Below are 23687 nucleotides of genomic sequence, written 5' to 3' on the forward strand. Positions count from 1 at the left end.
TTTTCTTCGATCTGACCCCCGGTCAGCGGGGTTTGTCTTTCCGGCCGTTGGGCCGTTCCGACGAGTGAGACTCTAGCGGATTCCCTGCTCCCGAGCTAATCGGGGGCCTGCGCCCTTTCGAACGCGGATTCCTCATTTCGTGAATACGCGCGCCAATGCCATGACGACAGACAGAAGACTGCCGTCGGGCTGGTGCGGTACGTACGGAATGGCTGTCCGGGGCCGACCGGAATCGGTACTCACATCGGACAACTCGGAGAACAGTACGGATGACACCAGGGCGTGTCAACTCGCTGCCGTGATCGCCATCCGGTCCCCCTCTTCAGGGCGTAGCCTGGCCCGCATGACGACCACGCGTACGTACAGCCAGCTCTGGTGGGCCGCCTGACAGCGGCCGTCCGTACGTATGCGCTCAACGGCCGCCGCTTCGGTGGCCGTTTTCGTTTCTCCCTCCAGGGCCTTGGCCCTCAGGACTCCGGGAGCGGCCGGCCGGGACGGCGGTCACAACCAGGAGACGGAGACAGGAAGCGATGACACGGGTCTTCAGTGGGATCAAACCGACCGGGCATCTGACGCTGGGGAACTACCTGGGGGCCATGCGGCGGTGGGCCGCGGTCGACCAGCACCGGGCGGACGCGTTGTTCTGCGTCGTCGATCTGCACGCGCTGACCGTGGACCACGATCCCGCGCGGGTGCGCAGACTGAGCCGGCAGGCGGCGACGCTGCTGCTGGCCACCGGGGTGGATCCGGAGCTGTGCACCGTGTTCGTGCAGAGTCATGTGGACGAACACGCCCGCCTGTCGTACGTGCTGGAGTGCGTGGCGACCGATGGCGAGATGCGGCGGATGATCCAGTACAAGGAGAAGGCCGCGCGGGAGCGGCGGCGGGGCGGGAGTGTGCGGCTGTCGCTGCTGACGTATCCCGTGCTGATGGCGGCGGACATCCTGGCGTACGGGACGGACGAGGTGCCGGTGGGGGACGACCAGGCGCCGCACGTGGAACTCACACGGGATCTGGCCGTGCGGTTCAACCAACGGTACGGGCACACCTTCGTGGTGCCCCGGGCCACGCATCCGGCCGTGGCGGCGCGGGTGATGAATCTGCAGGACCCCCTGTCGAAGATGGGGAAGAGCGACGACGTCGGCCCGGGGATCGTCTATTTGCTGGACGAGCCGGACGTGGTGCGCAAGAAGGTGATGCGGGCGGTGACCGACAGTGGGCAGGACGTCGTGTACGACAGGGAGGTGCGGCCCGGGGTGGCGAATCTGCTGGAGATTCTCGCGGCGTGCTCGGACGGGGACCCGGAGACGCTGGGCGGTGCGTACACGTCGTACGGGGCTTTGAAGAAGGACACCGCGGAGGCCGTGGTCGAGGTGCTGAGGCCATTGCGGGAAAGGCACAAGGAGTTGTGCGCTGATCCCGGTTATGTGGAGGGGGTGTTGCGGAACGGCGCGGAAAGGGCGCGAGGTATGGCCCGGCCGGTCGTGGATGCCGCTTATCGGGCGATCGGCCTGCTTCCGGCGGCCGAGGCCGGGGTGTAGCGCCGGTATCGGTACCGGTCGGTGCCGGTCGGCCGGTCGGTGCCGGTCGGCCGGTCGGTGCCGGTCGGCCGGGTCGGCCCCGCTTGGCAGTAAGTCGTGGGTCGTTGGCCTCCGTACCTCTGGGAGGTGGGGTGCGGGGGCGGCACGATCGGGGTCATGGACATTGCGGAGAACGCGGCCCTGGTGGTCGTCGACGTGCAGCAGGGTTTCGAGGACCTCGGGTTCTGGGGGCGGCGGAACCATCCCGGGGCGGACGAGAACATCGCCGGGCTGATCGATGTGTGGCAGGCGTCGGGGCGGCCGGTGGTGTTCGTGCGGCACGACTCGGTCGAGCCGGCGTCGCCCCTGCGTCCGGGGCAGCCGGGCAACGGCTTCAAGGAGTACGTGGAGCAGCGGCGCGGGAAGGGAGGCGAGGGCGCCGAGCTGCTGGTGACGAAGAGCGTGAACTCGGCGTTCCACGGCACCCCGGATCTCGGCGCCTGGCTGAAGGGCGCGGGGATCTCTCAGGTGGTGCTGGTCGGGATCCAGACCAACATGTGTGTGGAGACGACGGCCCGGGTGGGCGGGAACCTCGGGTACGACGTGGTGGTCGTGTTCGACGCGACGTACACCTTCGACGTGGAGGGGCCGTTCGGCTGGCGGCGCAGCGCGGACGAGGTGGCGCAGGCGTCGGCGGTGACGTTGCACGGGGGCGGGTTCGCGCACGTGGTGATGTCGGAGGATGTGCTCGCCGGAGCGAAGTGAGTGACCGTGGCCGCCGGGGCGCCCGGTCATGGGCGCCCCGGGCGGGGGCCTGTCCTCAGTCCTTGGTGCCGGAGGCCAGTTCGCGGCTGCGGTCGCGGGCGGCTTCGAGGGCGGCGATGAGGGCGGCCCGTACGCCGTGGTTCTCGAGTTCGCGGATAGCGTTGATGGTGGTGCCGGCGGGGGAGGTCACGTTCTCGCGGAGCCGTACGGGGTGTTCGCCGCTGTCGCGGAGCATGATCGCGGCGCCGATCGCGGACTGGACGATGAGGTCGTGGGCCTTGTCGCGGGGCAGGCCGAGCAGGATACCGGCGTCCGTCATGGCTTCGACCAGGTAGTAGAAGTACGCCGGGCCGGAGCCGGACAGGGCGGTGCAGGCGTCCTGCTGCGACTCCGGGACGCGAAGCGTCTTGCCGACGGCGCCGAAGATCTCCTCGGTGTGGGCGAGGTGTTCCGGGGTGGCGTGGCTGCCGGCGGAGATGACCGACATGGCCTCGTCGACCAGGGCGGGGGTGTTCGTCATGACGCGGACGACCGGGGTGCCGGCGGCGAGGCGGTCCTCGTAGAAGGAGGTGGGGATACCCGCGGCGCCGCTGATGACCAGGCGGTCGGCGGGGATGTGCGGGGCCAGCTCGTCGAGGAGGGTGCCCATGTCCTGCGGTTTGACCGTGAGGATCAGAGTGTCGGCGGTCTTGGCGGCTTCGAGGTTCGAGACCGGGGTGACTCCGTGGCGGGCGCGGAGTTCGTCGGCCCGCTCCTGGCGGCGGGTGGTGACCAGGAGGTCGGCGGGGGCCCAGCCGGCGCGGATCATTCCGCTGAGCAGGGCTTCGCCGATCTTGCCGGTGCCGAGGACTGCGACTTTCTGAGCCATGACTGGGGATGACCTCCAAAGTGGGCGCGTCGTCCTGGTTCATCCTCGCACTCGGGGGGCGTGGGGGCGGGCTGGTGTCCGCTGGGCGGACGGTGACGGACGCCGGCGCCGGGGGCGCGTCAGGCCGTCCTGCGGCGCAGGGTTGCCGCGCCGAGGGCGAGCACCAGCAGGGCGCAGCCGGCGACGATCGCGATGTCACGTACGAAGGTGGCGGTCATGTCCGTGTGCCTGAGGACCTCGTTCATGCCGTCGACGGCGTAGGACATGGGGAGGACGTTGGAGATGCCTTCCAGGACGGGGTGCATGTTCTCGCGTGCGGTGAAGAGTCCGCACAGGAGGAGCTGGGGGAAGATCACTGCCGGCATGAACTGGACCGCCTGGAACTCCGAGGCCGCGAAGGCCGAGACGAAGAGGCCGAGGGCTGTGCCGAGGAGCGCGTCGAGCAGTGCCACCAGGAGCAGCAGCCACGGGCTGCCGACGACGTCGAGTCCCAGGAACCAGACCGCCAGTGCGGTGGCCAGGGCGGACTGGACGATCGCGATCGCGCCGAAGGCGAGGGCATAGCCGGCGATCAGGTCGCCCTTGCCGAGCGGCATGGTGAGGAGGCGTTCGAGGGTGCCGGAGGTGCGCTCGCGCAGGGTGGCGATCGAGGTGACCAGGAACATCGTGATCAGCGGGAAGATCCCGAGGAGCGAGGCGCCGATGTTGTCGAAGGTGCGCGGGCTGCCGTCGAAGACGTAGCGGAGCAGGAGCAGCATCAGGCAGGGGACGAGCAGCATCAGCGCGATCGTGCGCGGGTCGTGGCGGAGCTGACGCAGGACCCGGGCCGCGGTGGCGAGGGTGCGCGAGGCGTTCAGAGCGCTCGTCGGAACAGTGGGCCGTGTCGTCGTACGGGGGCGGGGGGTGCTCATCGCGAGGTCTCCTTTGTGCGGCTTGCTGCGACGGCCGCGTCCACCAGGTGCAGGAAGGCCGCCTCGATGGTGTCGGATCCGGTGCCGGTGCGCAGGGCGTCGGGGGTGTCGTCGGCGAGGATCTCGCCCTCGCGCATGAGCAGGAGGCGATGACAGCGCTCGGCCTCGTCCATGACGTGGGAGGAGATCAGCAGGCCGGCGCCCCGTTCGGCGGCGATGGTGTGGAAGAGCTGCCAGAGGTCGCGGCGCAGGACGGGGTCGAGGCCGACCGTGGGCTCGTCGAGGACCAGCAGCTCGGGGGTGCCGAGGAGGGCGACGGCGAGGGAGACGCGGCTGCGCTGGCCGCCGGAGAGGTTGCCGGCGAGGACGTCGGCGTGGGTGGCGAGGTCGACGTCGGTGATGGCCCGGGTGACGTTGTCCCGGCGGCGGTCGGCGGCGATGGAGGTCCCCCCGCGCGAGCGAATTCGAGTGTAGGGGAGGCCGGGGTCGAGGACCGAGGCGAAGTAGTCGAGGTTCTGCCGGACCGTCAGGTCGTCGTAGACCGAGGGGGCCTGGGTGACGTAGCCGATGCGGGTGCGCAGGGCGGGGTGGCCCGCGGGGAGGCCGAGCACGTCCAGCGTGCCGGTGACCTTGGCCTGGGTGCCGACGATGGCCCGCATCAGGGTCGACTTGCCACAGCCGGAGGGGCCGAGGAGGCCGGTGACCTGTCCGCGCGGGACGGTGAGGTCGAGGCCGCGCAGGACGGTGCGGGGGCCTCGGACGACGGTGAGGTCCTGGGCGCGGACGGCGGGGGCGCCCCCCTCGCCGGTGTCCGGGTGCGGAGCGCCGGAGGAGTAATTCATCATGCGATGAATAATCCTCTCGGGGACGGGACACGTCAAGCGGTGGTGGGACGGTTCGCGCTGGGGCAGGGGTCGGCCGTGCGGGGCGGGCGAGCATGCCGAAGGGAGACGCGGCGCGGCGACAGACGTCGGGCGGCGGGCGGCGGGGGGCGGGGGGCGGGGGGCACGGCGCGGTGCGCGGGGCCGCGGCCTGCGAAAGGCGTCGACACGGGGGGACGAACAAGTGCACGAGGCAACAGCGCAAGGCGGACGGCAGACAGGCGCGTCGGACGTGGGAAAGCCCCCGGTGGCAGAGGAAGGGAACCGTTCGGTGCGGACCGGCGGTTCCCGTGCGGCGGTTAGGAGCGGCGGCGCTTCTTGGGGTTGCCGGAGCGGCGGGACGTCCGCTTCGCGTACTGGGTGCGGGCCGTTTCGTACTCCTCGCGGTGGAGCTTCTCGCCGGGAGCCTCGGCGAGGGAGCGGAAGAAGTAGGCGAGGAGGGAGCCGACGAAGCCCACGGTGAGCAGGCCGCGGAGAGACCGTTGGCGGTCGGGGTCGGGGCGGCGCTTGAACGCCTCCCAGGTGTGCCCGAACGCTAGGGCGCTGCAGACCGCGAACATCACGGCCATGAGGAGCGTGACGAAACCGCCGACCTCGGCGATCTGAAGGCCCTGGTAGGCGATGCGCAGAACGAGGCAGGCGGCGGCCGCGGCGGCGAGCGAGCCGACGGCGACGCCGATGCGGCGGGCCGCGTAGCCGCTGTCGTGGTCGACCCAGGTCGTGCCGAAGAAGCGGATGGGTTCGGGGCGGGGGCCGACGGGGGTTGCCGGGGAGCCCGCGGGGTGGTCGTCCGGGGTGCCGTTCTCTGCGCTCACGCTTAGATTATGGCTCCGGCGCCCCGCGGGCTCCGAGCGGGATCGGCCGCGATCACCTGGGATCGGGCGGGATCAGCTGCAGCGCGGGGCCACGTAGCCGTCGCTGCCGGTCTTCACATAGGCGTCCGAGACGTACTGACCGTTGCTGATGTTGTCCCAGATGTTCGACGTGCCGTACGGGCCCGTCACCGTCGTACCCGGCGTCTGGCAGTTGATCGGCACCTGCGCGCCCACGGGCAGGGTGCGCACGATGCCGTAGCTCGTTCCCGGACCGCTGCGGACATTCAGCTGGACACCCGGGGCGACCGGGTAGTACGGCAGGGCTGCGGCTTCCGACGCCGTCCCCAGCAGCATGAGGAAAGCTCCGGCGCCTGCGAGCAGAACGGATCTGCCTCTTTTGGACATCATGAGTGCTCCTGACAGTGGTGGTGGTCGGTCAGGCACAGCGCGAGGCTATGTAGCCGTCGCTGCCGGTTCTCACATAGGCGTCCGAGACGTACTGACCGTTGCTGATGTTGTCCCAGATGTTCGACGTGCCGTACGGGCCCGTCACCGTCGTACCCGGCGTCTGGCAGTAGATCGGCACCTGCGCACCCACCGGCAGAGTGCGCACGATGCCGTAGCTCGTTCCCGGACCGCTGCGGACATTCAGCTGGACGCCCGGGGCGACCGGGTAATAACGGACAGCTGCGGCCGCCGTCGTCGTGACGGCTTCCTCCGTGCCCGACTCGACCTCTTCGATGCGGTCAACAGACATGAAAAACCTCCCCCGTTGAACCCCATGACTGCGATGGGATCACTTTGATTCCCCTGAATCACGCCACGAAACACCAGTTCGCAACTCGCACACGGATACCAGCAAGCCGCCTCGGTCCCGTACGCGTCATCGACTAGGCTCCGTGCGTCGCGCGCGCGGACGAACAGCACGGGGGTGGTCCCATGGCGCCACAGCGGAAGGCCGGAGCAGGCGCGGAAGCCGAACTTCCGGAGTACACCGGCCACTATCGGTTGGAGTCCCTTCTGGGCTCCGGGGGCATGGGTGTGGTGCACCTGGCCCGCAGCACCTCCGGGCTGAAGCTCGCGGTGAAGGTCGTACACGCCGAGTTCGCCCGGGATCGCGAGTTCAGGGGACGGTTCCGGCAGGAGGTGGCGGCGGCCCGCAGGGTGAGCGGCGCGTTCACCGCACCCGTGGTCGACGCCGATCCGGAGGCGGAACGGCCCTGGATGGCGACCCTGTTCATTCCCGGACCGACACTCGCGGAGCAGGTGAAGCGGAACGGCCCGATGACACCCGCGCAACTGCGCCGGCTGATGGCGGGGCTGGCCGAGGCGCTGCGCGACATTCACCGGGTCGGGGTGGTGCACCGGGACCTGAAACCCAGCAATGTGCTGCTCGCCGAGGACGGACCGAAGGTCATCGACTTCGGCATTTCCCGGCCAACGGACAGTGAACTGCGCACCGAAACAGGGAAGTTGATCGGCACGCCGCCGTTCATGGCGCCCGAGCAGTTCCGGCGGCCGCGGGAGGTCGGGCCTGCCGCGGACATCTTCGCGCTGGGATCGGTGGTGGTGCACGCGGCGACCGGACGCGGGCCGTTCGACTCCGACAGCCCGTACGTCGTCGCCTATCAGGTGGTGCACGACGAGCCCGATCTGACCGGCATACCGGAAGAGCTGGCGGCACTCGTACTGCGCTGTCTCGCCAAGGAGCCCGAGGACCGGCCGACACCGGACGAGTTGATGCGGGAACTCCGCTCGGCGGCGGCGTCCTATGACACCCAGGCGTTCATACCGGCGCAGGGGACGGGTGAGGAGGCGGCACCGGCTCCCTCCTCTCGGCAACCACGACGCCCCTCCCAGAGACGGCTGAGCCGCAGCGCCCTGATGGCAGGCGCCGCGCTGGTGCTCGTGGCATCGGGAGTCGCCACCGTCCAACTGGACGGCTCGGAAGGGGACTCGACCACAAAGGTGCCTGCCCGCACCCCGTCGGCCACGTTCGGCGCATGGGAGGCGAAGCCGGTGTCCGGGAACGGGGACATGCCGCATTGCTCCTACGGCACGGACGAGTTGCTCTGCGCTCAGCGCGATGTGGTCTTCGCCCTGGACCCTGCCGACGGAGGGCTGATGTGGCGACGCACGACATCCGACCGGGCCGTCAGTCGCCCTCCGGTCGTCTCGGGCGGACTCGTCCAGTCGTCCATGGGCGAGGGCGGCCGCGTAGAGGGACTGGATCCCGCGTCGGGCACACCGGTCTGGCAACGGAACGTACCCGAGGGCGGTTCGGTCCGGTACGTGGGTGGCATGCTGCTGCTGACCGGCGCGGACGGTACGGTCACCGGTGTGGACAGCTCGTCGGGTGCCACGAAGTGGAACCGCTCCATACCGGGCCACAACGGCACGCCCCTCGCCTCGTTCGCCGCAGACCCATCGGCCTACGCGACGAGCACGTCGTACGACGGCTCGCACACACGGGTCACGGCGGTCGACCCGGGCACAGGAGAACTGCGGTGGGATGTCCGGCTGGAGGGGGCGCTGCAGCCCATCGGCGTCGGGGGCGGATCCGTCTTCTTCCTTTCCGGCGACCCGCGGGACGGCACCACCACCGGCCTGGTCCGCTACTCCCCGAAGTCCAAAGCGTCGCTCCGAGTCCCCCTGCCGGTTCCTCGCCACGACGTTCGTGCCACCGTACGCGGGAACGTCGTCCATCTCCTGGCCCAGGGGGGCTCGCTGGAGGCCGTCGACCTGAAGGCGCGCAAGCGGGTGTGGCACCTGGAGACGGGTATCAGTCGCGGATCCGCGCCCGTCTCCGACGGGAAGCACGTGTACGTCACCGCTCCCGACGGCCGCCTGCTCGCCGTGGACGCACGGACGGGACGGCTGCTCGGGCAGACCGCGCCCCGGCTCGGGGCAGCCGCGGATCGAGTGGTCGCCGCGCTGCCCGAGCCGGTGGTCGCGGGTGGTCGCGTCTACGCGTCCGCGCCTGACGGCACCGTGTTCGCCGTGGACGGACGGGAGCCGGCGGACTGGTAGCAGGGCGACGGCACGCACGGGTTGCCGCACGCGCGACAGCCGCCCCGGTGCTGCGGAGGGCGGCTGTGCGGGGCAGAAGGCGTCAGCCCAGCTTCGACACGTCCCGCACCGCGCCCTTGTCGGCGCTCGTGGCCATCGCCGCGTACGCCTTCAGCGCCGCCGAGACCTTGCGCTCACGGTTCTTCGGGGCGTACGCACCGTCCAGCGCCTGCTCACGGCGGGCCAGCTCGGCGTCGTCGACCAGCAGCTCGATCGAGCGGTTCGGGATGTCGATGCGGATGCGGTCGCCGTCCTCGACGAGGGCGATGGCGCCGCCCGAGGCCGCCTCCGGGGAGGCGTGGCCGATGGAGAGGCCGGACGTGCCGCCGGAGAAGCGGCCGTCGGTGATCAGGGCGCAGGCCTTTCCGAGGCCACGGCTCTTCAGGTACGACGTCGGGTAGAGCATCTCCTGCATGCCGGGGCCGCCCTTGGGACCCTCGTAGCGGATGACGACGACGTCGCCCTCCTCGACCTGCTTGGTGAGGATCTTCTCGACGGCCTCGTCCTGCGACTCGCAGACGACCGCCGGGCCCTCGAAGGTCCAGATCGACTCGTCGACGCCGGCCGTCTTGACGACACAGCCGTCCACGGCGAGGTTGCCGCGCAGCACCGCCAGGCCGCCGTCCTTGGAGTAGGCGTGCTCGGCGGAGCGGATGCAGCCGCCCTCGGCGTCCTCGTCGAGGGTGTCCCAGCGCTCGGACTGGGAGAACGCCTCGGCGGAGCGCACGCAGCCCGGAGCCGCGTGCCACATCTCCACGGCCTCCGGGGACGGGGAGCCGCCGCGGATGTCCCAGGTCTTCAGCCAGTCGGCCAGGGTCGGGCTGTGGACGGAGTACACGTCCTCGTTCAGCAGGCCCGCGCGGTGCAGCTCGCCGAGCAGGGCGGGGATGCCGCCCGCGCGGTGCACGTCCTCCATGTAGTACGTGCGGTCCTTGGCGACGTTCGGGGCGACCTTGGCCAGGCAGGGCACCCTGCGTGAAAGGGCGTCGATCTCGGTCAGCCCGAAGGGGGCCTCCGCCTCCTGGGCGGCGGCCAGCAGGTGCAGGATCGTGTTGGTGGAACCGCCCATGGCGATGTCCAGCGTCATCGCGTTCTCGAAGGCCGCGACGGTGGCGATGTTGCGGGGCAGGACCGTGTCGTCGTCCTGCTCGTAGTAGCGGCGGGTGATGTCCATGACCGTGCGGCCGGCGTTCTCGTAGAGCGCCTTGCGGGCCGTGTGGGTGGCGAGGACCGAGCCGTTGCCCGGGAGGGACAGGCCGATGGCCTCGGTGAGGCAGTTCATCGAGTTGGCGGTGAACATGCCGGAACAGGAGCCACAGGTCGGACAGGCGTTCTCCTCGATGCGGAGGATGTCGGCGTCGGAGATCTTGTCGTTGGCGGCGTCCACCATCGCGTCGACCAGGTCCAGCGTGCGGACCGTGCCGTCGACCAGCGTCGCCCGGCCGGACTCCATGGGACCGCCGGAGACGAAGACCGTCGGGATGTTCAGCCGCAGGGCGGCGTTGAGCATGCCCGGGGTGATCTTGTCGCAGTTGGAGATGCAGATCAGGGCGTCCGCGCAGTGGGCCTCGACCATGTACTCCACGCTGTCCGCGATCAGGTCGCGGGAGGGCAGGGAGTACAGCATGCCGCCGTGGCCCATCGCGATGCCGTCGTCGACGGCGATCGTGTTGAACTCGCGCGGGATGCCACCGGCCTCGACGATCGCCTCACTGACGATCCTGCCCACCGGCGCGAGGTGGGTGTGGCCGGGGACGAACTCCGTGAAGCTGTTGGCGACGGCGATGATCGGCTTGCGGCCGATGTCCGCACCCGGCACACCGGAGGCTCGCATCAGGGCGCGCGCGCCCGCCATGTTGCGGCCGTGGGTGACTGTGCGGGACCTCAGCTCGGGCATCGTCGCTCGCTCCTTCAGACCTTCTCAGGGTGCCGGGGTCAGAGATTTCTGACTGTCGTCGAGCGTACGCCCGTCATCCAGGGGGCGGGACGGGGTGTCCGGGATGCGGGATGCATATCTCAGTGCGGGAGCGGCACGGGGACAGCGGTACGTGTGGGGGGCGCGGCGCGTCAGCGGCCGGTGAGGTGGCCCTGTACCACCGGCGCCACCCGCTTGATGATCTGCTCGATGCCCGCCGAGGCCAGCGGTTCGACCTTGATCACGTACCGGATCATCGCGATCCCGACCAGCTGGGCGGCGGCGAGCTCGGCGCGCAGTTCGGCGTCCGGCAGGTCGAGCTGCCCCGCGATACGGCGCAGCAGCTGGCCGGCGACCAGGCGGCGGAAGACACTGGCGGCGGTCTCGTTGTTCACGGCGGACCGGACGATCGCGAGCAGCGGGGTCCGGGTCACCGGGTTCTCCCAGAGGCCGAGGATCATCCGGGTCATCCGCTCGCCGACCTCCTCCAACGGAGCATCGAGGACGGCTTCCCGGCCCTTGAGCACCGGGGCGAAGGCGACCTCGACGGCCGCCTCGAACACCTGCTCCTTGGTGCCGAAGTAGTGGTGCACGAGCGCGGAGTCGACCCCGGCCGACTTGGCGATGCCCCGTACGGAAGTCTTGTCGTACCCGCGTTCGGAGAACTCCTCGCGGGCGGCCTCCAGGATGCGGTCCCGGGTGTCGGCCGACTCCGTGCGCGGGGGCCGGCCACGGCGCCGGGGGGCGGTGCCGTGGCGGCCGGCGGACGTGTCCGGGGCGGTGGCGGACGTATCCGGGCCCGACGTGTCCGGGCCCGACGTGTCCGGGCCCGACGTGTCCGGGCCGCCGGAAGCCGCGTCCGGGCCGCCGGAAGCCGCGTCCGGGCCGCCGGGCGCGGTGACGCCGGTCATCGGCGTGGCGCCCGCAGCGCAGAGGCTGCCGCCGAGGACCCGGGGGCCCCGGACGTCGCCGACGCCAGGTGCAGACGGGTGAACGCCAGCGCCTCCGCCAGGTCGGCCTCGCGCTCGGCGCCGGACATGGCACGGCGGGTGTTGACCTCGATGACGACATGACCGTCGAAGCCGTTGAGGGCCAGGCGCTCCAGCACCTCGGCGCAGGGCTGGTCACCGCGGCCGGGCACGAGATGCTCGTCCTTGGCCGAGCCCCGGCCGTCGGCGAGGTGGACGTGACCGAGGCGGTCGCCCATGCGGTCGAGCATCCCGAGGGCGTCGGTGCGGGCGGTCGAGGCGTGACTGAGATCGATCGTGAAGTGGCGGTAGTCGTCCTTGGTGACGTCCCAGTCCGGGGCGTAGGCGAGCATCTCCCGGTCGCGGTAGCGCCACGGGTACATGTTCTCGACGGCGAACCGCACATCCGTCTCGTCCGCCATCCGCCAGATTCCGTCGACGAAGCCGCGGGCGTACTGACGCTGCCAGCGGAACGGCGGATGCACGACGACCGTGGCGGCGCCGAGCTTCTCGGCGGCGGTACGGGCCCGCTGGAGCTTGGTCCAGGGGTCGGTGGACCACACCCGCTGCGTAATGAGCAGGCAGGGGGCGTGCACGGCCAGGATGGGGATGCGGTGGTAGTCGCTGAGGCGGCGCAGCGCCTCGATGTCCTGGCTGACCGGATCGGTCCACACCATGACCTCGACACCGTCGTACCCGAGGCGCGCGGCGATCTCGAAGGCCGTCGCCGTCGACTCCGGATAGACGGAGGCCGTCGACAGAGCGACCTTCGCATCCGGGATGCGCACCGCTGGATCTGCCACGAGGGACAGCGTACGGGGTGTGTTCGACGGGTGGGACGCGGACGACGGGCTTCGGCCAGGGGTGTTCGCCGTGGCCACGATCACATGACCGCAGGACACGGGGCGCTTCGTCCGTCCGGCGGCCCCACGGTCCGAAGGCCGCCGTGTGATCGAGCCAACCGGGCACCGGCCGCGCGGCCCCGGCTCGCCGAAGCCCACGCGGCCAGGCCCGTCACTCCCCGCGCGGTGGACGGCCGCCTCGCGCGGTGCGCGGCCGCCTCGCGCGGTGCGCGGCTACGCGGGCCCCATGTGGTCCAGGCGGCGCAGAATGACGCCCTCGCGCAGCGCCCAGGGGCAGATCTCCAGGGACTCCACCCCGAAGAGGTCCATCGCGGCCTCCGCGACCAGCGCCCCGGCGACCAGCTGGCCGGCGCGCGACTCGGAGACGCCGGGCAGCGCGGCGCGCTCGGCGGTGGTCATCACGGACAGCCTCGACACCCACCCCTCCAGGGACTGGTACTTCAGCTCGCGCGGGACGTACAGGCCCTCGGTGGAGCGGGCGGCGCCCGCGATGCGGGCGAGCTGTTTGAAGGTCTTGGAGGTGGCCACCACGTGGTCGGGCGGACCGAGACGGCTGAACTCGCCGACCGTACGGCCGATCTCCGCGCGGACGTGCCGGCGCAGCGCCCGCACGTCGTCCGGCGCCGGCGGCTCGCCGGGCAGCCGGGTGCCGGTGAGGCGGCCGGCGCCCAGCGGCAGCGACACCGCGGCGTCGGGCTCCTCGTCGATGCCGAAGGCTATCTCCAGGGAGCCGCCGCCGATGTCGATGACCAGCAGCTTTCCCGCCGACCAGCCGAACCAGCGGCGGGCGGCGAGAAAGGTCAGCCGGGCCTCCTCCGGGCCGGTGAGGACCTGGAGTTCGACTCCGGTCTCCACACGCACGCACTCGATGACCTCGCCGGCGTTGCGGGCGTCACGCACCGCCGAGGTCGCGAACGGCAGCAGTTCCTCGACGCCCTTGTCCTCGGCGGCCTGGAGCGCCTCGTGGATGACCTGGATCACCTGGTCCATCCCACCGGGACTGATCGCGCCGTCGGCGTCCAGCAACTGGGCGAGGCGCAGCTCCACCTTGTGCGAGTGCGCCGGCAGCGGGCACGCCCCGGGGTGCGCGTCCACCACCAACAGATGCACCGTGTTCGAACCCACGTCGAGGACACCGAGTCTCATGTACGGAACGCTACTGCGCGTGACGCGGCCGGAAGCCCGCCGCGGGGCACTCGGTCCGGTACCGGACAGCGATCTGGGCGACTTACCCTGGACGGGTGCCAAAGACGAAAAAGGCGAAGGCTGAGAAGGCGGACAAAATGACCAAGCAGGCCAAGAGGGCCAAACCGGTCGACGGTCCGTCGCGGGTGCCGCCGAACGACGAGAAGGGCCTCGACTTCGCTCGGGCGTGGGTGGAGTTCCCCGATCCGGCGGACGAGGAGCAGGTGTTCCGCTGCGATCTGACATGGCTGACCTCTCGCTGGAACTGTGTCTTCGGCAGTGGTTGCCAGGGCATCCAGGCGGGCCGCGCGGACGACGGATGCTGCACCCTGGGGGCGCATTTCTCGGACGAGGACGACGAGAAGCGGGTCGCGGGGCACGTGGCGAGGCTGACGCCGGACATCTGGCAGCACCACGAGGAGGGCACCCGGGACGGCTGGGTCTCCGAGGACGAGGACGGCGACCGCCAGACCCGCCCCTTCCAGGGCTCGTGCATCTTCCAGAACCGGCCGGGCTTCGCCGGTGGCATGGGCTGCTCGCTGCACATCCTCGCCGTGCGGGAGGGCCGCGAGCCGCTGGAGACCAAGCCGGACGTGTGCTGGCAGCTGCCGGTCCGGCGGACCTACGACTGGATCGACCGGCCCGACGACACGCGCGTGCTGCAGGTGTCGATCGGTGAGTACGACCGCCGGGGCTGGGGTCCGGGCGGCCACGACCTGCACTGGTGGTGCACGTCGGCGACCTCGGCGCACGGCGCGGGCGACCCCGTGTACGTGTCCTACCGGGCGGAGCTGACCGAGCTGATGGGCAAGGCCGGTTACGACCGGCTGGCCAAGCTGTGCGAGGAGCGGCTTGCCTCGCAGCTCCCGCTGCTGGCACCGCATCCGGCGGATCCCGCCTGATCCACCTCCCCATGCGCGGGACACGGGTTACCGGTTTCGGGTCACGGCGGTCACGGCGGTCACGGCGGTCACGGAACAAAGGGGCTCAGGTCGCCGCCGATGTCACCGCCGTCGTCACCGCCGTCGTCCTCGGCTGGCGGTGACGTCGAGGACGACGGGTGGACAGGGGCGGCCGGGCCGTCGGGGGCCGAATCCGTGGGCTCCGGGTCGGGCGACCGGGGCGGGTCGCTCGGGTCGGGCTCCGACGGTGACGGTGACGTGGGCGTCGGGTCCGGGGCGGGGGACGACGACGGGGGTCCCCCCGAGTCACCGGGGCTCGGGGGCGGGGTGCCCGGGGAGCCGGGGTGCGCGGTTCCCGGGCTGCCGGGACGACCGGGGCCCCCGGAGTGACCGGGGAGGGGTGCGCCGGAGGAGGACGGGCTGGGGGCGTTGCCGTGGCCGTCGATGGTCACCACGGCGCCGGTGGGCGAGACCGCCACCCGCGCGCTCCAGCGGCCGGACGGTTCGCGCAGCTGGTCGACGTACACCCTGATCCTCAGCGACTGCCCCGGCCGGAGCATCCCCGACGACTGGCTCAGGTAGAGCCAGGGTGCCCCCGCCGACGCGGACCAGCGGACCGGCGCGGCGTCCCGCGCGGTGAGCGTGATCAGTGTGGTGTCACCGCTGTGACCGGCGGCGACACCCAGCACGGCGGCACCCTTGTGGCCTGCGCCGGTGACCCCGACGACCTCCACGGACACATCAGCCCTGCCGTCCTCGCCGGAGCGGCCCCCGGGCCGGGTGTCGGCGTTACCGGTGTTCTCGTAGCCGCCCGGGCCCTCGCCGTCGAAGTCGACGGACTGGTCGGCCTCCCGCGCGGAGGCCGACCGGCCGTCCCGGGCCTCGCCGACGGGGGTGCCCCGGTAGGCGGCGTACAGCGCGAGCACGGGGGCGGCGACGACGGTGGCGACGACGGTCGTCGTGACCGCACGCGCGCGCAGCCGGTCCCGGCGGGCGACACGGTCCTTGGGGTCCATCGGGAATCCGCGCCGGTCGAAGCGGGGCGCGCCGCCACGCGCGCGTGGATGGTGCGCCAGGGCGGTGCGCAGGGCCGCTTCGGGAGCCGGAAGGACGTGCAGGGCGTCGGGGACGACGCCGGTGCCGGGCCAGCGGTCGGGGATGGCGCGCCCGGCGGTGCGCCGGCAGCGCGGGCAGTCGTCGACGTGCCGGACGAGTTCGCGGCGCAGTGTGCTGCTGAGCACGAGCCGGCTGTCGCCGGTGAGATGCGCCACTCCCCGGCAGGCACCGGTCTCGACGACGGTGAGCGCCGCGCGGGTGCGCTCGACCTCGCAGGCGGCGGAGGCGAGCAGCTCGCGGGCGGCGCCCGGTTCCATGCCGAGCACGGCGGCGACCTCGTGGGCTTCGAGGTGGTGCCGGACGGCGAGTTCGAGCGCCTCGCGCTGCTCCGGCGTGGTGCCCGCGGCCTCCGGCCAGGCGAGGAGGGCCAGTTCACGGCGGCGCTGCTCCCGCACCTCCTCGGAGACGGCCGGGGCAGTGGCGGCCCGCGCCGCCCGCTGCCGGGCCGCCCGGCCCGCCGCGTGGGTGACCTGACGTTTCTGCCGGGCCTCGGCCAGCTTGCGCAGACAGGCCCAGCGGGCCAGCGCGTACAGCCAGGCCCTGCGGTCCCCGGACGCGTCCGGGACGTGCCGGCCGCGGCGCTCCGCGAGTGTGAGGACGTCGGCCAGGGCGACGGTCGCCGCGTCGTGGTCGCACAGCACCGACAGACAGTAGGTGAACAGGCCGTCCAGACACGGTTCGTGGCAGGTGGGCGGCCGGTGTGCCAGTGTGCGCGCGGCCCCGCGGTCGCGCACCTCCCGGTGCGCCCGGTGTGCGCCGGTCGTGCGGGTCGGAATCTCCGGGCCACTGCTCATCATTCGGCGACCGTAGGCGGCCGGGGGCGGCCCCTCCCGGAGCCCTGCGCACTTTTAATCCGTACGGGTGAAACGATCCCTCAAACGGGGACGAGAACCCTTCGTTCCACGGGCGGGGCGGGGAAATCGGCCCGGTCCCGGGACCGGGGACCGGGCGCTGTGCGCCCGACTGTCAGTGCCGGGCGCTACCGTTTCGACATGGCTGCCCGTACCAAGACCACCAAGGACCGACCGTCCTACCGCTGCACCGAGTGCGGCTGGCAGACGGCCAAGTGGCTCGGCCGCTGCCCCGAGTGCCAGGCCTGGGGGACGGTCGAGGAGTACGGCGTGCCCGCGGTCCGTACGACGGCGCCGGGGCGGGTCACCACCTCCGCCGTGCCCATCGGCCAGGTCGACGGCCGTCAGGCCACGGCCCGCTCCACCGGTGTACCCGAGCTGGACCGGGTGCTCGGCGGCGGGCTCGTCCCCGGCGCGGTGGTGCTCGTCGCGGGTGAGCCGGGCGTCGGCAAGTCCACGCTCCTGCTGGACGTCGCGGCCAAGGCGGCGAGCGAAGAGCACCGCACGCTCTATGTCACGGGCGAGGAGTCGGCGAGCCAGGTCCGGCTGCGCGCCGACCGGATCCACGCCATCGACGACCATCTGTACCTCGCCGCCGAGACGGATCTGTCCGCCGTCCTCGGCCATCTGGACGCGGTGAAGCCGTCCCTGCTGATCCTCGACTCGGTGCAGACGGTCGCCTCCCCGGAGCTCGACGGCGCGCCGGGCGGCATGGCCCAGGTGCGCGAGGTGGCGGGCGCGCTGATCCGTGCCTCGAAGGAGCGCGGGATGGCCACGCTGCTGGTGGGCCATGTCACCAAGGACGGCTCGATCGCGGGGCCGCGCCTGCTGGAGCACCTGGTGGACGTCGTGCTGAGCTTCGAGGGCGACCGGCACGCGCGCCTGCGCCTGGTGCGCGGCGTCAAGAACCGCTACGGCACCACCGACGAGGTCGGCTGCTTCGAACTGCACGACGAGGGCATCACGGGCCTGGCCGACCCCAGCGGGCTGTTCCTGACCCGCCGTGCGGAGCCGGTGCCGGGCACCTGTCTGACGGTGACGCTGGAGGGCCGCCGCCCGCTGGTCGCCGAGGTGCAGGCGCTCACCGTCGACTCGCAGATCCCCTCCCCCCGCCGCACCACGTCCGGGCTGGAGACCTCGCGCGTCTCGATGATGCTCGCGGTGCTGGAACAGCGTGGGCGCATCAGCGCCTTGGGCAAGCGGGACATCTACTCCGCGACGGTCGGCGGGGTGAAGCTCTCCGAGCCGGCGGCGGATCTGGCGATCGCGCTCGCCCTCGCGTCGGCGGCGAGCGACACCCCGTTGCCCAAGAACCTGGTCGCGATCGGCGAGGTCGGGCTCGCGGGCGAGGTCAGGCGGGTGACAGGGGTGCAGCGCCGGCTTTCCGAAGCGCACCGCCTGGGTTTCACGCACGCGCTCGTGCCGGGCGATCCGGGCAAAACCCCGTCAGGCATGAAGGTTCTGGAAGTCGCGGACATAGGGGACGCTCTGCGCGTCCTTCCGCGTTCGCGTCGCCGGGACGCCCCACGGGAGGAGGAGGAGCGCCGGTAGACTTTGCCCTGGTCTCGCCCGTCCGTACGAACCGAGTGCGTTGGGGTCTCCCGTTCGGATCAGACCGGACAGGGAGCGGGGCCGGGTGCGTGCGGCTGCAAGGCGGAGGAGGGAGTCAACGCGATGGGGGCCCCTCCCCCGCGAGCGCAGCCGAGCGTGGGGGCGTTGGCGACCGACGACAACGCCGCTGGGAGTCCCCCTGCTCGAAGAGCTTGGGGGAGTGCGCACCCGACCCCACGAGCCCGGCATGATCCGAACGGGAGACCCTGAACGGGGGGTGCCCCAGACATCGCGACCGGAGGAGTGCAGTGGCAGCCAACGACCGGGCAGCAGCTCCCGGAAAGTCCGGCGGGAGTGCTGGTTCCGATCGCCAGATGCGCGCCTCGCTGAGCGCCGTGGCACCTGGTACCGCCCTCCGTGACGGCCTGGAGCGCGTGCTCCGGGGCAACACCGGCGGTCTCATCGTGCTCGGTTCCGACAAGACCGTCGAGACGCTGTGCAGCGGCGGTTTCATCCTGGACGTCGAGTTCACGGCGACCCGGTTGCGCGAGCTGTGCAAGCTCGACGGCGGCATAGTCCTGTCGTCCGACCTGTCGAAGATCCTGCGGGCGGGCGTCCAGCTGGTGCCGGACCCGACGATCCCGACCGAGGAGACCGGCACCCGGCACCGCACCGCCGACCGGGTCTCCAAGCAGGTCGGCTTCCCGGTCGTCTCGGTCTCGCAGTCGATGCGCCTGATCGCGCTCTACGTCGACGGCCACCGCCGCGTCCTGGAGGACTCGGCGGCGATCCTGTCCCGCGCCAACCAGGCGCTCGCGACGCTGGAGCGCTACAAGCTCCGCCTCGACGAGGTCGCCGGCACGCTGTCGGCGCTGGAGATCGAGGACCTGGTGACCGTGCGGGACGTCTCGGCGGTCGCGCAGCGGCTGGAGATGGTGCGCCGCATTGCCACCGAAATCGCCGAATACGTGGTCGAACTGGGCACCGATGGCCGTCTCCTCGCCCTTCAGCTGGACGAGTTGATCGCGGGCGTGGAGCCGGAGCGCGAGCTGGTCGTGCGGGACTACGTGCCCGAGCCCACCGCCAAGCGTTCCCGCACGGTCGACCAGGCCCTGCACGACCTGAACGGCCTCCCCCAGGCGGAACTGCTGGATCTGCCCACGGTGGCCCGGGCCCTGGGCTACACCGGCTCCCCCGAGACCCTGGACTCGGCGGTGTCCCCGCGCGGTTTCCGGCTGCTCGCCAAGGTGCCGAGGCTGCCCGGCGCGATCATCGACCGCCTGGTGGAGCACTTCGGCGGCCTGCAGAAGCTGCTGGCCGCCAGCGTGGACGACCTCCAGAGGGTGGACGGCGTCGGCGAGGCCCGCGCCCGCAGCGTCCGGGAGGGCCTGTCGCGGCTGGCGGAGAGCTCGATCCTGGAGCGGTACGTCTAGGAACTCGGTACGTCTAGGCCCGCACTTCGCGGGTCACCCGTTAGTGAAGGCTCAGCGCATGATCACCGACCGGTTCCCGCCGCGATCGGTTGCCCGATGACCATCACGCCGCCGGGCCGACCGCCCGTGGACCGATCCCGATCACTTGATCTTCACGATCGAGGGACCCGCGAAGTACGGGTCTAGGATTCGTACGTCCAGGGCGGCGCGCGTGGGCGGTGCGCGCGGGGCGCCTGGGGCGCGGGGCGTGTCAGGCGCTCTTCAGCACGAAGGACGTCTGCACCTTCGCGAACCCCGGTGCCTTCGCCTCGACCAGGTACGTGCCCGCCTTGGCCGACCCGGCCGGTGGCGTCGCGCACTGCGGGGCGCTCGGCCCCCGGTCCCACTTCACGGTGTACGTGATGCTGCCGCCCGCGGGCACCCGGAACACCAGGTTCCCCGCGCCCTTGGGACAGTCGTCCGACGCCCAGTACGTGTCGTCGTCGGCGGTCGCCTGAGTGATCGTCAGCACCGTGCTCTTCGGACCGAGATCGATCTTGCAGTCGCTTCCGGAGATGTTCCGCGCGGTCAGCCGGAAGGTGGGCGTCCCGTCGGGCTCGTAGGAGTTGCGGACGCTGCGCAGGCTGAGCTTGACGGCGGTAGCGGTGCAGTGGGGAAGCCCGGACCCGGCCGGCAGCGCGTCACCCGCGCCGACCCCCGCCGTCGTACCGCTCTCCGAGCCGCCGCCCGCGCTGCCCCCGGCGTCGCCGGCGTCGTCCGATCCGCTGCCGCCGGAGTCACCGGGGTCGCCGTTCGCCCCGTCGTCCCCCGTGCCGGTGCCGGACGAGGAGCCGCCCGAGTCCTCGGCACCGGACTCGTCACGGCCGCCCGGCGCCTGACTGATCGCCGGCCCTGAACTCGACGGTCCCGGAGCGATGGTGGAGGGCGCGGGATTCTTGCCGTTGGCCCCGTTGTCGTGCCCGCCGCCGCCCCCGCCGCGGGAGACCACGACCCAGGTGACCAGCAACGCCAACACGCCCAGCAGGGACAGCAGTACGGCCCTCCTACGCCAGTAGATGGAGGAGGGAAGCGGCCCGACCGGATTGCGCAGAGATCCCACGGCGCAAACTGTACGAGAGATCCGGGCCTTCGCTGATCCCACCCGCCGCTGAGGGCCCAATTTTTCCGGATCATCATCCCGGAAACGGCTGCCCGTTCCCGCTCTCCGTCAGGCACGACACGCAACGGTCGCGGAGTGTGATCGTACGGGCACTGCACCTACGGTCCGTGACCGAGGAGTGCAGGGGCGGCCTTCGCCGCCGGGAGCTCCGCACTCCGACACCCCGTGTTCGCGATCGTGTCCCTTGCAGCTCTGGCCACGGCTCCGACCGCCACTGCGGCACGACGGGGTGGCGGTGTCCCCGTTCACACCGGTGGTCGTGGCAGGATCGAGAGGCCATGACTGCTCTCACGAAGCCCCAGCCCGACGGCACTGCCGATCCCTCGTCCGAGCACGCTCCAGGAGCGCCGCTCCATTCCCCTGTCATCGACTGGTTCGACGAGCACGCCCGGGATCTGCCGTGGCGACGCCCGGAGGCCGGCGCGTGGGGGGTGATGGTCAGTGAGTTCATGCTCCAGCAGACCCCGGTGAACCGGGTCCTGCCCGTTTACGAGCAGTGGCTGGCCCGCTGGCCGCGCCCCGCCGACCTCGCCGCCGAGGCGCCCGGTGAGGCCGTCCGCGCCTGGGGCCGGCTCGGCTACCCGCGCCGTGCGCTGCGGCTGCACGGGGCCGCCGCCGCCATAACGGAACGGCACGGGGGCGACGTACCCGCCGACCACGCGCAACTGCTGGCGCTGCCCGGCATCGGCGAGTACACGGCCGCCGCCGTGGCGTCGTTCGCGTACGGGCAGCGGCACGCCGTGCTGGACACCAACGTGCGCCGGGTGTTCGCCCGTGCGGTGACCGGTGTCCAGTACCCGCCGAACGCCACCACGGCCGCCGAGCGCCGGCTCGCCCGCGCGCTGCTGCCCGAGGACGAGTCGACCGCCGCGCGGTGGGCCGCCGCCTCCATGGAGCTGGGGGCGCTGGTGTGCACGGCGAAGAACGAGTCGTGCCATCGCTGCCCGATCGCCGCGCAGTGCGCCTGGCGGCTCGCGGACAAGCCGGCGCACGCCGGCCCACCGCGCCGGGGGCAGGCGTACGCGGGCACGGACCGTCAGGTCCGCGGGCGGCTGCTGGCCGTGCTCCGGGAGGCGCACAGTCCCGTACCGCAGGCGGCCCTGGACCGGGTGTGGCAGGAGCCGGTGCAGCGCGCCCGCGCGCTGGACGGCCTGGTCGCCGACGGTCTGGTCGAACCGCTGCCCGGCGGGCTCTACCGGCTGCCACTGACCTGACCTGATCCGGCCGACCGGCCCGGCCACCGGTCCGGCCCACGGCCGGCTCACCTGCGTACGGGCCGCGTCGTCACACCTGCGCACCCGCCCGGGCGGCACACACCGCCCCATAGGCCCCCAACCCTCCTACCGCTTTACCTCGTTCCTACTTCCGTTACACAACCGACGGCCAGCCGAGGGCAGGCCGCAGGCTGCTCCGCACAGTGCCGTGACAACGCCTCCGTACCTTCGTTCCCGTGCCCCTCTCGCAGCACACAGGGGCACGGCCACCACGGATCACAGCAGGGGGACCGGACCGCACGGGCGGTCCGGTACGGGGAGCGGAAGGCGGTTCACCATGGCGCAGGGCGAGGTGCTCGGGTTCGAGGAGTACGTCCGCACCCGGCAGGACGCGCTGCTGCGCAGCGCCCGACGGCTGGTGCCGGACCCCGTCGACGCGCAGGACCTGCTGCAGACCGCGCTGGCCCGGACGTACGGCCGTTGGGACGGGATCGCCGACAAGCGGCTGGCCGACGCCTACCTGCGCCGCGTCATGATCAACACCCGGACCGAGTGGTGGCGTGCCCGCAAACTGGAGGAGGTGCCCACCGAGCAGCTCCCGGACGCCTGTGTGGACGACGCCACCGAGCAGCACGCCGACCGTGCCCTCCTGATGGACGTACTGAAGGTGCTCGCCCCGAAGCAGCGCAGTGTGGTGGTGCTGCGACACTGGGAGCAGATGTCCACGGAGGAGACGGCCGCCGCACTCGGCATGTCGGCCGGAACGGTCAAGAGCACGCTGCACCGGGCCCTCGCCCGGCTCCGCGAGGAACTGGAAGCCCGCGAGCTCGACGCACGCGCGCTGGAGCGTGAGGAGCGGGAGCGTTGCGCGGCCTGACCGGTGCGGGGCCCATGCGGGTCCGGAGAACCGCCCAGGCGGCGACCACGGCGACGTCCGTGCTCGCCGCCCTCGCCCTTTTCCTCACCGCCTGCGGTACGGGCGGCACCGGCGCCCGCGACGAGGGCCCCGCGCACGCGGACTCGGTGGTGAGCCCCCTGCCCACCTCCTCGTCCTCCGCCCTGCCCTCGCGCTCATGGGCGGAGGCGCCGGCCGCGGCCGGGGACCGGGTGGACGCGGTGCGGCTGATCAAGGGCGACCCGACGGTCTCGGCAGCGGTCAAGCGGGAGCTGAAGCCGTGCGTGGGCGACGAGTACCCCGTCGACGTGAGCTACGGCAACCTCACCGGAGGGACCGCGAACGACGTCGTCGTCAACGTGCTGACCTGCGGCGACGCGGTGGGCGTCGGTTCGTATGTGTACCACGACCGAGGCGGTGCGTACATGAACGTGTTCAAGTCCGAGGAACCCCCCGTGTACGCGGAGATCGACCGCGGGGACCTGGTGGTGACGATGCAGGTGTACGACCGGGGCGACCCGGTGTCGAGTCCCTCGGGCGAGAACGTGATCACCTACCGCTGGACCGCGGGCCGGTTCGCCGAGGAGTTCCGCACCCACAACGACTACGGCAAGGTGTCCGTCACGGAGCCGACCCCGATGCCCGGCAGCTGAGATTCGGGCCCCCCGTTCAGGGCCCGGAACCTGGGACCCGGAACCTGGGACCCGGGGCCCTGCGCGTGAGGCCCGAGCCACGTTTCGTGGCGCATGGCGTGAACCGGCGGGCCGCACGGTCCGATGAAGGGGATGAACCCTCCGCGCGATCCC

21 protein-coding genes are annotated in these 23687 nt (G+C 71.7%); 9 read left to right on the forward strand and 12 right to left on the reverse strand.

From position 1 onward, the window contains the following. The first annotated feature begins 530 nt into the window (after positions 1-530). Entirely contained in the window at positions 531-1541 is a 1011-nt protein-coding gene (gene trpS, locus ACFPZI_RS24790; RefSeq protein ID WP_381366947.1) for a tryptophan--tRNA ligase, read from the forward strand. A 156-nt stretch (positions 1542-1697) separates the two neighbouring features. Then, a complete protein-coding gene (locus ACFPZI_RS24795) occupies positions 1698-2285 on the forward strand; it encodes a cysteine hydrolase family protein (RefSeq protein ID WP_381366949.1) in 588 nt (195 codons plus the stop codon). Between the two features lie 55 nt (positions 2286-2340). Here ACFPZI_RS24795 and proC read toward each other — a convergent pair whose 3' ends face one another. The 6 genes from proC to ACFPZI_RS24825 all read right to left on the reverse strand — a co-directional run bounded on the left by proC (position 2341) and on the right by ACFPZI_RS24825 (position 6517). Then, complete coding sequence (proC, locus tag ACFPZI_RS24800; protein ID WP_381366952.1) at positions 2341-3153, reverse strand: pyrroline-5-carboxylate reductase; 813 nt, start codon at positions 3151-3153, stop codon at positions 2341-2343. A 119-nt stretch (positions 3154-3272) separates the two neighbouring features. Further along, on the reverse strand, positions 3273-4064 hold the full coding sequence (locus ACFPZI_RS24805; RefSeq protein ID WP_381366955.1) for an ABC transporter permease: 792 nt from the start codon (positions 4062-4064) through the stop codon (positions 3273-3275). Next, positions 4061-4909: an ABC transporter ATP-binding protein gene (locus ACFPZI_RS24810; protein ID WP_381366958.1), complete on the reverse strand. Its 849-nt coding sequence runs from the start codon at positions 4907-4909 to the stop codon at positions 4061-4063. Before ACFPZI_RS24810 ends, ACFPZI_RS24805 begins: the two co-directional genes overlap by 4 nt. A gap of 335 nt (positions 4910-5244) precedes the next feature. After that, positions 5245-5760 (reverse strand): EamA/RhaT family transporter, encoded by a 516-nt coding sequence (locus tag ACFPZI_RS24815; protein ID WP_381366961.1) that lies wholly within the window; start codon positions 5758-5760, stop codon positions 5245-5247. Positions 5761-5832: 72 nt separating this feature from the next. Beyond that, a complete protein-coding gene (locus ACFPZI_RS24820) occupies positions 5833-6114 on the reverse strand; it encodes an SH3 domain-containing protein (RefSeq protein WP_381367175.1) in 282 nt (93 codons plus the stop codon). Positions 6115-6196: 82 nt separating this feature from the next. Then, a complete protein-coding gene (locus ACFPZI_RS24825; RefSeq protein ID WP_381366964.1) occupies positions 6197-6517 on the reverse strand; it encodes an SH3 domain-containing protein in 321 nt (106 codons plus the stop codon). A 182-nt stretch (positions 6518-6699) separates the two neighbouring features. Between ACFPZI_RS24825 and ACFPZI_RS24830 the strand changes: the two genes are divergently transcribed. After that, positions 6700-8790 carry a protein kinase domain-containing protein gene (locus ACFPZI_RS24830; protein ID WP_381366967.1) on the forward strand — a complete coding sequence of 697 codons (2091 nt, stop codon included), beginning with the start codon at positions 6700-6702 and terminating at the stop codon, positions 8788-8790. Positions 8791-8872: 82 nt separating this feature from the next. On the opposite strand, the gene ilvD is transcribed toward ACFPZI_RS24830, so the two are convergent. The 4 genes from ilvD to ACFPZI_RS24850 form a co-directional block, all read right to left on the reverse strand. Beyond that, on the reverse strand, positions 8873-10726 hold the full coding sequence (ilvD, locus tag ACFPZI_RS24835) for a dihydroxy-acid dehydratase (RefSeq protein WP_381366970.1): 1854 nt from the start codon (positions 10724-10726) through the stop codon (positions 8873-8875). Positions 10727-10896: 170 nt separating this feature from the next. Next, the gene (locus tag ACFPZI_RS24840) at positions 10897-11655 is read right to left on the reverse strand and encodes a TetR/AcrR family transcriptional regulator (RefSeq protein WP_381366973.1); all 759 of its coding nucleotides are present in this window, start codon (positions 11653-11655) and stop codon (positions 10897-10899) included. Next, positions 11652-12515 (reverse strand): sugar phosphate isomerase/epimerase family protein, encoded by an 864-nt coding sequence (locus ACFPZI_RS24845; RefSeq protein ID WP_381366976.1) that lies wholly within the window; start codon positions 12513-12515, stop codon positions 11652-11654. Before ACFPZI_RS24845 ends, ACFPZI_RS24840 begins: the two co-directional genes overlap by 4 nt. Positions 12516-12788: 273 nt before the next feature. Next, the gene (locus tag ACFPZI_RS24850) at positions 12789-13721 is read right to left on the reverse strand and encodes a Ppx/GppA family phosphatase (RefSeq protein WP_381366979.1); all 933 of its coding nucleotides are present in this window, start codon (positions 13719-13721) and stop codon (positions 12789-12791) included. 95 nt (positions 13722-13816) lie between these two features. Between ACFPZI_RS24850 and ACFPZI_RS24855 the strand changes: the two genes are divergently transcribed. After that, the gene (locus ACFPZI_RS24855) at positions 13817-14662 is read left to right on the forward strand and encodes a DUF3109 family protein (protein WP_381366982.1); all 846 of its coding nucleotides are present in this window, start codon (positions 13817-13819) and stop codon (positions 14660-14662) included. 68 nt (positions 14663-14730) lie between these two features. Here the strand turns inward: ACFPZI_RS24855 and ACFPZI_RS24860 are convergent, their stop codons facing one another. Further along, on the reverse strand, positions 14731-16575 hold the full coding sequence (locus ACFPZI_RS24860; RefSeq protein ID WP_381366985.1) for a BACON domain-containing protein: 1845 nt from the start codon (positions 16573-16575) through the stop codon (positions 14731-14733). Positions 16576-16770: 195 nt separating this feature from the next. On the opposite strand from ACFPZI_RS24860, the gene radA reads away from it, so the two are divergent. Both radA and disA read left to right on the forward strand, forming a co-directional pair. Further along, on the forward strand, positions 16771-18180 hold the full coding sequence (gene radA, locus ACFPZI_RS24865; RefSeq protein WP_381366988.1) for a DNA repair protein RadA: 1410 nt from the start codon (positions 16771-16773) through the stop codon (positions 18178-18180). A gap of 308 nt (positions 18181-18488) precedes the next feature. After that, the gene (gene disA / locus ACFPZI_RS24870) at positions 18489-19613 is read left to right on the forward strand and encodes a DNA integrity scanning diadenylate cyclase DisA (protein WP_381366990.1); all 1125 of its coding nucleotides are present in this window, start codon (positions 18489-18491) and stop codon (positions 19611-19613) included. 250 nt (positions 19614-19863) lie between these two features. Here disA and ACFPZI_RS24875 read toward each other — a convergent pair whose 3' ends face one another. After that, positions 19864-20712: a hypothetical protein gene (locus ACFPZI_RS24875; RefSeq protein ID WP_381366993.1), complete on the reverse strand. Its 849-nt coding sequence runs from the start codon at positions 20710-20712 to the stop codon at positions 19864-19866. 338 nt (positions 20713-21050) lie between these two features. Here ACFPZI_RS24875 and ACFPZI_RS24880 point away from each other — a divergent pair, with 338 nt between their 5' ends. The 3 genes from ACFPZI_RS24880 to ACFPZI_RS24890 all read left to right on the forward strand — a co-directional run bounded on the left by ACFPZI_RS24880 (position 21051) and on the right by ACFPZI_RS24890 (position 23534). After that, positions 21051-21986 (forward strand): HhH-GPD family protein, encoded by a 936-nt coding sequence (locus ACFPZI_RS24880; RefSeq protein ID WP_381366996.1) that lies wholly within the window; start codon positions 21051-21053, stop codon positions 21984-21986. Positions 21987-22323: 337 nt separating this feature from the next. After that, on the forward strand, positions 22324-22863 hold the full coding sequence (locus ACFPZI_RS24885; RefSeq protein ID WP_042174309.1) for a SigE family RNA polymerase sigma factor: 540 nt from the start codon (positions 22324-22326) through the stop codon (positions 22861-22863). Beyond that, complete coding sequence (locus tag ACFPZI_RS24890; protein WP_381366999.1) at positions 22851-23534, forward strand: hypothetical protein; 684 nt, start codon at positions 22851-22853, stop codon at positions 23532-23534. Before ACFPZI_RS24885 ends, ACFPZI_RS24890 begins: the two co-directional genes overlap by 13 nt. Positions 23535-23687 lie beyond the last annotated feature (153 nt).

Origin of the sequence: Streptomyces chlorus (genome assembly GCF_042655885.1) — a bacterium.
GTDB classification, from domain to species: Bacteria; Actinomycetota; Actinomycetes; order Streptomycetales; family Streptomycetaceae; genus Streptomyces; species Streptomyces chlorus.

Excerpts from the sequence above, each read along its gene's own strand:
- ACFPZI_RS24880 (WP_381366996.1), top strand. The coding sequence starts at position 21,051 with ATGACTGCTCTCACGAAGCCCCAGCCCGACGGCACTGCCGATCCCTCG.
- ACFPZI_RS24840 (WP_381366973.1), bottom strand. The coding sequence starts at position 11,655 with ATGACCGGCGTCACCGCGCCCGGCGGCCCGGACGCGGCTTCCGGCGGC.
- ACFPZI_RS24795 (WP_381366949.1), top strand. The coding sequence starts at position 1,698 with ATGGACATTGCGGAGAACGCGGCCCTGGTGGTCGTCGACGTGCAGCAG.
- ACFPZI_RS24830 (WP_381366967.1), top strand. The coding sequence starts at position 6,700 with ATGGCGCCACAGCGGAAGGCCGGAGCAGGCGCGGAAGCCGAACTTCCG.
- ACFPZI_RS24860 (WP_381366985.1), bottom strand. The coding sequence starts at position 16,575 with ATGATGAGCAGTGGCCCGGAGATTCCGACCCGCACGACCGGCGCACAC.
- ACFPZI_RS24825 (WP_381366964.1), bottom strand. The coding sequence starts at position 6,517 with ATGTCTGTTGACCGCATCGAAGAGGTCGAGTCGGGCACGGAGGAAGCC.
- proC (WP_381366952.1), bottom strand. The coding sequence starts at position 3,153 with ATGGCTCAGAAAGTCGCAGTCCTCGGCACCGGCAAGATCGGCGAAGCC.
- ilvD (WP_381366970.1), bottom strand. The coding sequence starts at position 10,726 with ATGCCCGAGCTGAGGTCCCGCACAGTCACCCACGGCCGCAACATGGCG.
- ACFPZI_RS24805 (WP_381366955.1), bottom strand. The coding sequence starts at position 4,064 with ATGAGCACCCCCCGCCCCCGTACGACGACACGGCCCACTGTTCCGACG.
- ACFPZI_RS24885 (WP_042174309.1), top strand. The coding sequence starts at position 22,324 with ATGGCGCAGGGCGAGGTGCTCGGGTTCGAGGAGTACGTCCGCACCCGG.
- ACFPZI_RS24820 (WP_381367175.1), bottom strand. The coding sequence starts at position 6,114 with ATGCTGCTGGGGACGGCGTCGGAAGCCGCAGCCCTGCCGTACTACCCG.
- trpS (WP_381366947.1), top strand. The coding sequence starts at position 531 with ATGACACGGGTCTTCAGTGGGATCAAACCGACCGGGCATCTGACGCTG.
- ACFPZI_RS24850 (WP_381366979.1), bottom strand. The coding sequence starts at position 13,721 with ATGAGACTCGGTGTCCTCGACGTGGGTTCGAACACGGTGCATCTGTTG.
- ACFPZI_RS24810 (WP_381366958.1), bottom strand. The coding sequence starts at position 4,909 with ATGATGAATTACTCCTCCGGCGCTCCGCACCCGGACACCGGCGAGGGG.
- radA (WP_381366988.1), top strand. The coding sequence starts at position 16,771 with ATGGCTGCCCGTACCAAGACCACCAAGGACCGACCGTCCTACCGCTGC.